The 11,185-nt window shown below is 51.4% G+C and carries 10 protein-coding genes; all 10 read right to left on the bottom strand.

Annotated features, from left to right (window positions below; genetic code table 11):
* Positions 1-1,884, bottom strand: a complete 1,884-nt coding sequence (locus ABFD83_09330; GenBank protein MEN6357271.1) for a VWA domain-containing protein — start codon at positions 1,882-1,884, stop codon at positions 1-3.
* A 30-nt stretch (positions 1,885-1,914) separates the two neighbouring features.
* Positions 1,915-2,814, bottom strand: coding sequence for a DUF58 domain-containing protein (locus tag ABFD83_09325; protein MEN6357270.1), 900 nt, complete (start codon positions 2,812-2,814; stop codon positions 1,915-1,917).
* A gap of 91 nt (positions 2,815-2,905) precedes the next feature.
* Positions 2,906-3,904: a MoxR family ATPase gene (locus ABFD83_09320; GenBank protein MEN6357269.1), complete on the bottom strand. Its 999-nt coding sequence runs from the start codon at positions 3,902-3,904 to the stop codon at positions 2,906-2,908.
* Positions 3,905-4,088: 184 nt separating this feature from the next.
* Complete coding sequence (locus ABFD83_09315; GenBank protein MEN6357268.1) at positions 4,089-4,388, bottom strand: hypothetical protein; 300 nt, start codon at positions 4,386-4,388, stop codon at positions 4,089-4,091.
* Between the two features lie 51 nt (positions 4,389-4,439).
* On the bottom strand, positions 4,440-5,735 hold the full coding sequence (locus tag ABFD83_09310; protein ID MEN6357267.1) for a hypothetical protein: 1,296 nt from the start codon (positions 5,733-5,735) through the stop codon (positions 4,440-4,442).
* Positions 5,728-7,404 (bottom strand): hypothetical protein, encoded by a 1,677-nt coding sequence (locus ABFD83_09305; GenBank protein MEN6357266.1) that lies wholly within the window; start codon positions 7,402-7,404, stop codon positions 5,728-5,730. The genes ABFD83_09310 and ABFD83_09305 overlap by 8 nt, the downstream gene beginning before the upstream one ends.
* On the bottom strand, positions 7,404-8,471 hold the full coding sequence (locus tag ABFD83_09300) for a hypothetical protein (GenBank protein MEN6357265.1): 1,068 nt from the start codon (positions 8,469-8,471) through the stop codon (positions 7,404-7,406). Before ABFD83_09300 ends, ABFD83_09305 begins: the two co-directional genes overlap by 1 nt.
* Positions 8,468-9,259, bottom strand: a complete 792-nt coding sequence (locus ABFD83_09295; GenBank protein MEN6357264.1) for a hypothetical protein — start codon at positions 9,257-9,259, stop codon at positions 8,468-8,470. The genes ABFD83_09300 and ABFD83_09295 overlap by 4 nt, the downstream gene beginning before the upstream one ends.
* A complete protein-coding gene (locus ABFD83_09290; protein ID MEN6357263.1) occupies positions 9,259-10,068 on the bottom strand; it encodes a hypothetical protein in 810 nt (269 codons plus the stop codon). The genes ABFD83_09295 and ABFD83_09290 overlap by 1 nt, the downstream gene beginning before the upstream one ends.
* Positions 10,065-10,991, bottom strand: coding sequence for an ABC transporter ATP-binding protein (locus ABFD83_09285; protein MEN6357262.1), 927 nt, complete (start codon positions 10,989-10,991; stop codon positions 10,065-10,067). The genes ABFD83_09290 and ABFD83_09285 overlap by 4 nt, the downstream gene beginning before the upstream one ends.
* Positions 10,992-11,185: the final 194 nt, after the last annotated feature.

The following is an 11,185-nucleotide window of genomic DNA, read 5'->3' as shown; positions in this document are numbered from 1 at the left end:
CTACAGCCTCCTGTGATAGGCGTACCACTCGAACGCCATCACCGCAAGCGCGATAAGCGCCAGCGGCCAGTAATATTCACGGTTCGTCTCGACAGGCTTGCTCGATGACGCCAACTGCCTGCCGCCAATGTCGACTGCCTCGCGCGGGTAAGTGTCCGATTCGGCAGGGGACGCGAGGTTACATGCAAACTCGCGGCTGAAGTTCTTGCCAGTGACCCGATATATTCCGGCTCGATCCGTGTCATTGAAGACGACCGGCGTCTGGCTCACATCAACATAGTGCTTACTGCCATCCGGGCCTGTAATGGCGATTCTATCAATGCCCGGCGGGACGTCTATATATACCGGCTGCCCTGTTCGTGAACCCGCGCTGCCGCCAATTTGAGAAGGTGCCAGCCACTCCAGGCAGTTTGATATGAAGATAGGGAACCCGACGTGCAGCGGAAAGTCACTCTTCAACAGGTCAAAACCGAGCTGAACGAACCTTCGTCCATTATTTGTTCCCACTACAGCCAGCGGCCCGGATTCACCTTCGACTATCGATCTTGCCCATGGTTTTGCTGATAGGTAATTCGCCTCAGCCAGCCGTATACTCGTGAAATCGACATATCGCGTGATCGGGTGATGCTGATCCGCATCTATAATTGTTGGGCGTGGTGAGTTTCCTTTTGATGATGGGGCATGATCTCCGAATCGCGCCCCAGCAGGACCCTGATCTGCAATGGTGTTGATGAGCAGATATCCTCCCGGGGGGAGTTTTGACGGTGGCTTTATGCCATCGAAGACCACCATGTCATATGATTGCCTGCCGAAATCAGCCGGGACCGACTGCGCCCGGGTCAGGCTTGTCCTCGGGTCTAGGTTAAGTGCGTTTTGCAGGAATATGTTGCCCCTAGAGACCAGCAAAACGTTCATATTGCGCGGCTTGGCGAGATATACCGATCCGGAGTTATCCGCACCCAGGTCGTCCGGTATATCCAGCTTAGCAGTGATCCTGCCCGAAAGGTGTGATGTATTGCCGATAATCTCCTGCTTCATCTCGCCCGGGCCGAGAGTCTCCTCGAGTATATCGAAAAGATTACCTTGCTTGCCTTTTTCATTATCAATATATATCTCAAGGTTAAATGTCCGCGTTTGCCTGGAGAAGTTCCTAATGCCGATAAAGACCTGCTGCCCGCCAGAAAGGTTCTTGCGCGAGTCGATTCCGGTTATAGCCACGTTGTCACTGCCCGTGCCTATCTTTATGAAATCGAGCCGCGCTTTGCCTACGGGCAGATCATGTAAGCTGCCAAAACGGCCATCAGAGAATATAACGATCCGGGGTGGGGCTGAGCCTGTCCCCGCGACAAGTGACAGCGCCAGCACAAGCGCCTGACGCATATTGCACGACGTGTCACACGGCTTCAAGGCTGATACAGCAGAATCAAGAGACTTCTTGTCGGATGTAAAAGACTGCACCACCTGCGTTTTGGTAGATGCGGTGATAACGAGCATTGTATCGCGCGGACCCATTTTGTTTGCTATTTCCATAGCGTGCACCTTTGCAGATTCGAAGCGTGACGGCTTCACGTCAGTCGATTGCATGCTAGCCGATGAGTCCAGGATTACCACTATTTTATTTTCCGATATTCCCTTCGCCCGCACTATGGGCCTTGCGATGGCCATTGTCAGAAGTATGACCGCAAGCAGTTGCAGAAAGAGAAGCAGGTTCTTTTTGAGCTTTTGAAATGGAGCATCTGCCTGCAGGTCCGCGACGGCGTCCTGCCACAGCAGCGTGCTCGAAACCATTTGTTCCTTGCGCCTGAGTTTCAGCAGGTAAAGAAATACAATAATCCCGCCGAGCGGAATGATCAGTATTAAACTGAGCGGTGACAATAGACTCATAATACTCAACACAAAATCCAAAATACTAAATCAACTGATTGTGCCTTTTTGGCGGAGATAGTTCAGCACCAGGTCTTCAAACGGTGTCCGGTTAGATATGCAGGCATGCGTGCATCCATAGCGGACGCAGAACGATTCCAAGTCTGTTTTGAATGCCGACAGCCGCTGCTGATACTTTCGCAGCAGAGTCTGCGTAATCGTGACCTCCCGCCTTTCCCCTGTTTCAGAATCTATGAGCAAAAGGTCACCGACAAGAGGCGGCTGAAGCTCGTCTTGATCGAGAATGTGCAAGATTACAGGCTCAAACTTGCGCGCGAGCAAAGTTATCAACCCCTGTGGATAACTTGTGCACAAGAAATCAGACAGAACTATAACAACCCCCGACTGAGCCGTGCGCAGGCTGAAATCACGTATGCTTGCAGCGAGGTCAGTTTGGCCTGAAGGACTTATACATTCCAGCCATCTGAACACTTCATGCGCTGACTGCTTGCCGCGTTTCGGCTGCAGAATATGCGCATCTGAGCCGGATAATGCTGCCAGACCGACTCTGTCCAGGTTTGCCAGACCGATATATGACAAAGCCGCCGCAATACGTTTTGCATGCAGCAGCTTCGACGGGCTGCCGAACTCCATCGACTTCGATGCATCTATTAATATGTATATATGTAAATCTTCTTCTTCAACGAAAAGTTTCAGGAATAGCTTTTCCAGCCGGGCGTAGACATTCCAGTCCACACGCCTGAAGTCATCGCCGTGAGTGTAGTTGCGATAGTCTGCGAACTCTACTGACGCCCCGCGTTTGGTCGAACGCCTCTCTCCTCGCATCTTACCTGCAAATACTCGCCGCGAGACGAGCGAAAGCTGCTCCAGCTTGCGAAGAAAGTCCGGAGTCAGAAGCGGTTCTTGTTCGGTTGTTAGTTGGTCATCCATCGTTGGTCAACTCGCGTTTAGTTGGAATACTATCTATCGCGCCCATTTCCGTGTTTTCCATTTCCTCCGTGCACTCCGCGATTCGAGAAACCTAAACCGGCAGTTCCTCCACCTTCCCCGCCTTCTCCATCACATCTTCTATAATCGAGTCCGGTTCGATCCTCTCAGCCTCGCCCTCAAAGTTTAATATGAGTCTGTGCCGAAGCGACTGCTTAGCCACTCGCTTGATATCATCAAATGAGACGTTGAGTCTGCCGTCAAGCAGAGCGCGGACTTTTGCGGCGATCACTATCGCCTGAGCACCGCGCGGGCTTGAGCCGTAGCGCACATATTGCCGGGTCATATCTGTAGCGCACTCACTTTCCGGATGTGTAGCCAGGATGCACTTCAGCGCAAATTCTTTAACATGGTCGGCGATGATTACCTCGCGTGCAAGATCACGCATCTCGAGAACATCCGGGCCATTAAGGACGTTTTCGGCGTGCGCGTCGGACGAGCCAGTCGTCCGATCGATAATTCCGGCAAGTTCGGTCAGGGTGGGGAATCGCACCATCAGCTTGAACAAAAATCTGTCGAGCTGAGCCTCCGGCAGCGGGTAGGTACCCTCCATTTCAAGCGGGTTTTGGGTCGCCAGGACAAGGAACGGCTCGTCGAGTTTTCTTATCTCGCCTGCCACTGTCACCGATTTCTCCTGCATAGCTTCAAGCATGGCCGATTGAGTCTTGGGTGTGGCGCGGTTTATCTCGTCCGCCAGCACTATGTTGGCGAATACCGGCCCGTGCTGAAACTGGAAGCACCGCCGACCCTGCTCATCCTCAATCAGTATGTTTGTGCCGACTATATCGGCTGGCATCAGGTCGGGCGTAAACTGTATTCGTGAGAACTTCAGGTCCATGGCCTCAGCAAGTGTGCGCACCAGCAGTGTCTTGCCAAGACCCGGCACGCCTTCCAGCAGGACGTTGCCGTTTGAGATCATAGCGGTGATCACGTCCTCGACAAGTTCGTCCTGTCCGACAATAACCTTCCCGACCTCCTCGCGAAGCCGCTTGAAGTATGCATTGAACTGTTCAAGTTTTTCCTGTGCCTGCATAATATTCCCTCCAAAAAGATAAGTAAGAGGTAGTAAATCTTAGCCAACTCCCTCTCCTGGGGGAGTTGGCTGGGGTGAGGGCGCTACCTCTCAACTATTATCTATGTTTTATGTTGAGATCGTCGGGGATTTGAATCCCCGACGCACGTATGAGGGACTTGAGTCCCCAACTCAGAATTCACAATTATTCCGAAAGACTGCTGAAATAGTCCTTTACCCTGGTCCGATACGCAGGCGGGACTTTCTCCTTGTCCATCGCCTTCTCGGCAGCCTTCTTATAGTTTGGAAGCACGTCGGTATATGGCACAGACGCGGGCGCAGCAGTATCCGGCGCGCCTTTTGTTTCGCCTGCGGAGAAGATCATGCCGCTCGCTCCGACAGCCGACGGCACTTTCTCAACATCCTTTACATCCTTGATCTTTCCGCGCGGCCCGGTATTGGCATTATTTCCGCCCATACCTCCGCCTGGAGAATTGCCGCTCATTCCTGATCCCAGTCCTAATCCGCACTGCCCGAGTGCGAGCCCTGCGCTCAGTCACCCGCCGCCTGCTTTGGCGCACATTTTCTGGAGCTTTTGCATCTCCTTGATCTGCTTCATCAGCTTTTTGAGTTCTTCATCGCTCATATTCGCTAACTTTTCAGCATTTTCGCGCATCGCTTTTGCGAGCTTATCGAGGTCGGTGTTTTTGAGAGCCTTTGCAAGGGCCTCCATCTGTTTTTTGAGCGCTTCTTTGTCCTGCTTGCTCATGTTGGACGAGTTGAGCCTTTGCGCGAGCTTACGCATAAGCTCGGCTGCTTTCTGATAATCTTTGTTCTGGGCGAGCTTGGCCATGGCTTCTGCAAGCTCAGATGGGACCGGCAAGCCGCTGTTTGGGTTGGCATATTTTGAGACCAATTTCTCGAGTTCTTTGCGCTCAGACTCACTCAGTGGGCCCTCTTTTCGTGCAAGCTCGGCCATTCGCTGGTCGGTCGGCAGCTTTTTCATCGCCTCGCTCAATGGTATATTTTCTTTTTTTGCAAGCTCCTCAGCCATCTTCTGCGCGAGCTGCTCGCTGGCTTTTTGCATTTCAAGCTGCGCCTGGTCCATCGGTTTGGCTGCGGAGTTTTGCTTTGCCAGCAGGTCCTGCTGCTCTTTGATCTGCTTGGAAAGCTTGCGCGTTTTGAGCATGGCCTGCTTGCGAGTCATGCGGCCTGTCTGCATCTTTTTGCCGAGCGTATTGAGCTTATTTGCGAGATTGCGCAGTTCTTCGTGCTTGGATGATGTTTGCTTGTGGATATCCTTCGCGATTTTTTCGAGCTTAACGCCCTCCCGCTTCATCACCTGCACTTCCTGCCTGCGAGTGCCTGACTGCATCGCAGGCATTTGTGGTAAAAGAATCGCGGCGGCTAACAGTATCAGCGTGATCCCGAACGCGCCGTGCGGCAGCCCGAACCTGTGCGGGAAGACATCCTTGGGTCTAAGGCCGGATGTATGTGAAATCGCGTCTGTGATGACCGCCGATTCGGCAGGTCGAGAGTCCGAATGGGGCAGCATTACTGCCGTCGATATGCGTTCTTTGAGCCCGGCTCGTTTGTCAACGGCCGCTGCGACCGACAAATCATCGAGCCTGTGCACCAGACCCCACAAGGCTCCAAGCGCCGCGCCCAACGCGACAACTCCAATCCAAAGTGCATAACTGATCAGCGCGTCATATCTTAGAGATAAGAGTGCAAGTATGGCAGATACAATTGCGCCCCCGCCTGCTCCAAACAGAGCGTAGCGTTCTGCAAGCAGCAGCCGCACACGATGCCTCAGCCGCTTTATGAAGTTTTTAAGCTCCGGATCATTCATCCATGTCTTCCTTCACTCCGCCTGTTTTTCGGAGTGCAGGCCCGGCAATAGCCAGCGCTATCAATCCAATTATCAGATATGCTGCGCTCGTCACAATCCACGTATTGTGTGGGTTCCAAATAAGTGTCGGCATTGATCTTCCCCAGTCGTTTGCAAGCCCGATTACCGGCGCTACAGGCCAAAATGCTGCGGTCTGCCCCATCAGACTGGCAGTGTGGTCATATCTGATCTGATAATATGAGAGCACAAAACCGTATGCAATGAATGCTATCAGAGCTATAAATACTACAAGCGCAGCAGCATTTTTGCGCTTGGTTATTATCGAGGAGAAAAGGATTCCAATGGCCGATATTCCGGCAACTACTGCGGTCATTGCGATCCCATTTTTAACGCATGCCGCCCAGAACCATTTGTATACCGGCACCGATTCCACTTTAGCTACCCAGTATAGAGTACCGGTGAATATCGCGTAAGTAATCACACTCATGGCTGTCATGAATACAACGGCCCCTCGCGCATCACTCTTAAACATTTTCTTGAGAGACAGCACGCCCATCAGCAGCGAGCCTTTCGATATCTCTCCAGGTATCTTACCTGGAGATCTGGACGTAATCTCACCTGTTGCAATCGCAGCCGCAGTCAAACATAAAATTGAAGCTATGATTATGGATGCTACGTATAGAATGCCTTTCATATCTTCTGCTGTAGATGGCCTCCATGCAAACGATATCAAGCTTGTCAGGCTTCCTACACCCAGCCATATAATCAGAGCCATGGTGAATATCAGCATAAGCCGGACCGATAAAGCGCGCTCTACCTTGCGGTGTCGCACATGAGTGGATGCGATCAACAGTGCAAGCAGTCCGACCATCACCTCGATTGCAAACGCCGCGAGCGCCGCAGAAATTTCGATTCCACACACCCGAGTCTTGGCAAGCGCCGAGCCGTAGGCTGCGAATATCGGGTTGAGCATACTCAGTGCGTATATATTGTGACTGTAGCGTCCCATCAGCGCTGTTGTTCCCAGAGGAGCCGTGAGAGCCATATAGCCAATGCTGATCATATATGAAAGCAGCGCGGACCCGGCGCTTTTGTTCATTAAAGACGAGCACGCGATACTCAGGGCCGCAAACAGAAATGAAGTGCCGGCCAGGAGCGCATAGGTTATAAATACTTCTGCCGGAGAGATTCCGCCCAGCATAAGACAGATACCCGCAAGTGGCGCTGAGCACACTAGCAGCATCAACGCATAGAAGAACCCCGAGAGATGCTTTCCCAGCACAATCTTTCCCGCGCTCAGGCGTGTGAGCACCAGCATTTCTATAGTTTTTTTCTCAAGCTCCTGCGTCAGTGTTCCTGCCGTAAGAGAGGGCACTATAAACATCAGCATAATCGCCTGTGTCCAGGCAAGCGTGCCGAACAGCCTCTGGCCTATCTGGAGGTTTCCGAGCGGATTGTAATAGCCGTAGTTGTGAGGGCTTTCACTGGCAATCGTCAAATAATGTATAAACAGAAACGTAGCCAGCAGAAGCACATAACCGCCCATCACGCCGAATGCCTTCCATCCGCGCATCCGGGTGCGAAACTCGCGAGTCATCACGGGGTTATCATATACAGACTCCACAACCGTGTTTGTCACTCTATTTATTGCTATTGATGCGACATTCATTAAACTCTCCTTATGGCGTTGAATCGAATGACCGAGAGATTACGAAACAGATAAGCGCACCCTGCCGAAAATAGCAGAGTCAGGACGATCACCAGTGAAGTGCTTGCAACAAATGTCTCAGGATTAACAACAGCAGCCATCGCCACAAATGCATTTACAAAAAGCGGCATGAACAATCCGCCTATATTTGCCGTATCCATTATCGCGTAGCAGATGGAGGGTATGTTAAAGACCAGCAGCACAGCCGCATATGTTGCTCCGAATATCCACATCCTGAACGTGCGCGAGTTCCAGTGCCCGGTCGTTTTTCTCAGTATCAGCGCGACCATTCCGAACATAAACACAGCAATGATCCCTGCAGCGAATGCCACCGCTAGGGTTATCCCGAGCGCATAGCCGATACCGGAAGAGTTGCCGCTATAACCCCTATAGCTTTCGAGTATAGCTCCGGCAATCGGCAGCCCGGCAAGAAATAGCACCGTGACCAGATAAGTCATGAATGTAGCCGCGCGTGTGTTAGCAAAGTAGCATGAACACATAACCCCGAGCGCCCCTACAGCAGCCGCGCTCATCGCGATCAAAGCATAGGCCACCGCTACCTCGCCCGGCGACACTCCGCCCAGCAGGAATACTATCGATAGCACCGGCACAGATGCGATCAACAGCAAAACTACCTGCGCAAGAGCCGCCCACAGTTTCTGAGTAACAATGCTCGCAGAACGCAGCGTTGTTATGGCAAGCAGATCAAATGAGCCTTTCTCGCGCTCCATGGATATTACCCCCGCGCTGTATGCCGGCACGACCAGTATCACCATCACAAGCTGTGCATAAGTCAGTCCCCTGAACATATACCTTCCGGCTCGTTCCAGTGCTGAAGTGCCGATTTGCGGATTGATCGAGCTTGGCGGGTCGCTTATATACATCATTAATATCGCTATAATCGAGAGCATCGCGATATATCCGAACATAACTCCGAATGCCCTTCCGCCTCTTTGCCGGATACGCATCTCCTGACGAAGTACAGGCGCATCTATACTCTCAATCTTTTTGGCAATACCGCCGATCAATGCTTTGCCCTCCTGAGAGAGTTCACCTTTTTTACAGCCAGGAACCAGAAAAGAAGTGTTGCCAATACGCATATTCCGGTGAGCGCCATGGGGTTCCACCACGAGTAACCATATCTTGCTCCCAGGAAGGCAAGCATACCTAGTAATCGCCGCATTACGTACATGCCTGCCGGTTGAATATCAGGCAGAGCAAATATGACTATAAGATATGCAACTAGGACTGCATTTCTTGAATTATCAAAGAGTGCTGACAGCAGCACACATGCTGAGCTGTAATACGCCACCGAGAATATGAGCAGGAAGTTAGCGATCAAGGCTTCGCCCGGCGATACGCCTCCGATAACCACTGTGATGAACATAACAGGCATAGCCGATATAATGAGCCCGACTACCGGGATTACGCTCGCAACCATTTTTTGAGTTACAATGCTGCGCGACCTGATCAGAGTAATCGCCAACGTTTCAAACGTATGCATTTCTCGTTCTGAACTTATCGCTCTGCCCACATATGCAGGCACAACGAATTTGACCATAGCCATCTGTATACAGCACAGCGTTATGAAGATACCCCTGCCGACCACGGCCATACTTGGCTGTCCGATTGACCTACTGAACGAGTTGTTCATCCCAAAGATGGCAATTCCAGCCAGTGTAATGATGGATAACACTGCCGCATATACAAGTGTCCAGGTAAAGATTTTTGGCCTGCGCAGCATTCGTCTCGATTCAAGCGTGACAATAGGCAGATCGAGCCATCCCATTTTGCGAGCTGTTTCGGCGGCACTCATCACTCGGCTCTCCTCAATGATTCGAATGCGCGTGTCGAAAACATCATTGCAATTGCTGTCAGTCCCGCGCTAAGCATCGCAGTCAATAGTATAGGCACAGCCCTTGCCACACTGATTTGAACGAGCTGGCTACAGGTCAAGAACGCGTCTGAAAAGAGTGACATAGGCGCTTTTGATATTAGCCAGGTCAAAACACCTATCATGATGTACGTTGCTGTTGTAGCCGATTGCGCTTTTGAACAAAGGCACGAGCACAGGACTCCTATAGAAACATATAATGCCGCCGCTGTGGGATAGATCAATATATCCCATATCGAGAGCAACGGCATTGAGAAAGGCGGTTCGCCGAATTGAGCGGATGCCATCACGAACAAAATTGTTGCGGGCAGCGTTATAAGCATCACCAGAACCGCCACCGCAAATGCTATGCAGGCGTATTGCATAATTATCGAGCTTGATTTGAGCGGAATCATAGCGAGCATTGTAAAAGAGCCTGTTTCCCTCATCTCCACCAGCACTCTTGAAGCATATACCGGCAATACAATGAAGAGAATGCCCAGTTTGATCACGCTGAGCACGAAACCCATCAACATCACGCAGGTTTGTGTATCAAGACTCGTCAGCGTATTAGTCTGTCCGTCTACCAGGCAGAGAAAGGATAAAAATACTGAGACACCAGAAAACAGGCCTACAACTATCAGCGCGCTCTTAAAGCTCCACTTTCCTCTCAAAATCCGTCTAGTTTCAAGCGTGACAATGGGCAGGTCAAATCTCGCTATATAGTTTTCGACCCAAGCCGCCAAACTCAACTGACCGCACCCCTGGTCACTTTTAAGAATACGTCTTCCAGGTCCATTTGGGCCTCAGCGAATGCCTTCACCTTGAACCCGTTTTCAGCAAGCTTTTGGAGTACCTCATGCTGGCAGTCAGGTTCACCGGTGTAAGTCGCAGATATCACACCGTCCTCTATATGAGCCTCGCCAATCACATCCAGACTCTGCAAAAATGCCAGAGCCTCCTCGCATCGTTCAATAATCCCGATGCGCAGACATATTCCGCCCCGGCACTGCTCCACAATTTCCGAGACGTCACCACTCACTACCAGCTTGCCCTGCTCGATAATAGCTATTTTGTTGCAGAAATCGGCAAGCTCAGGCAGTATATGCGATGAGATGAGTATTGTCTTGCCCATGGAGCGCAGCTCTTTGAGCAGTTCTTTGATCTCGATTCGCGCGCGGGGGTCCAGGCCGGACGCCGGTTCATCCAGCAGCAGCAGCTTGGGGTCGTGGATCAAGGTCTTTGCCAGGCAGAGCCTCTGCTGCATTCCGCGTGATAGCTCGGATACGAACGAATCGCGTTTTATAGTGAGGTCCGTAAGCTCCAGCACGTCGTCTATTGTGCCCTTGCGCTTATTGACGGGTGTCCTGTATGCCGCTGCAAAGAAATCCAGATATTCCCACACCTTCACATCGTCATATAGCCCAAAGAAGTCCGGCATATACCCGATCAAGGGCCGCACGGCTTCAGGCTCCGCATTTACGTCTATTCCATCTACAAAAACTGTCCCCGATGTCGGACGCAGGAGAGTAGCGACCATTTTTATGGTCGTTGTCTTTCCTGCACCATTTGGCCCGATAAACCCCATTATGTCTCCGGAGCCGAGTTCCAGATTAAGATTGTTTACCGCAGTGAGCCCGCCGTATATTTTAGTCAGATTTTGCGTTCTGAGCATATATTTCTCCTTCATAAACAGAAGTGTGTAATAAGAGAATGTTCACCCGAGCCAACTCCCTCTCCCTGGGTGAGAGGGCAAAGGTAGGGCTGACACATCTAATCTCTGTTGGGGCAGATTTGTAATCTGGCCCCTTTGCGGCAATCTCGGGATATGAGATCCCGTTAACCGCTAAGCCTGCATATAAGTGTTAG

This window comes from Armatimonadota bacterium (assembly GCA_039679645.1).
Classification (GTDB): Bacteria; Armatimonadota; UBA5829; order UBA5829; family UBA5829; genus UBA5829.
The sequence above is the reverse complement of the archived record's forward strand: the minus strand, read 5'-3'. Positions and strand labels throughout refer to the sequence as shown.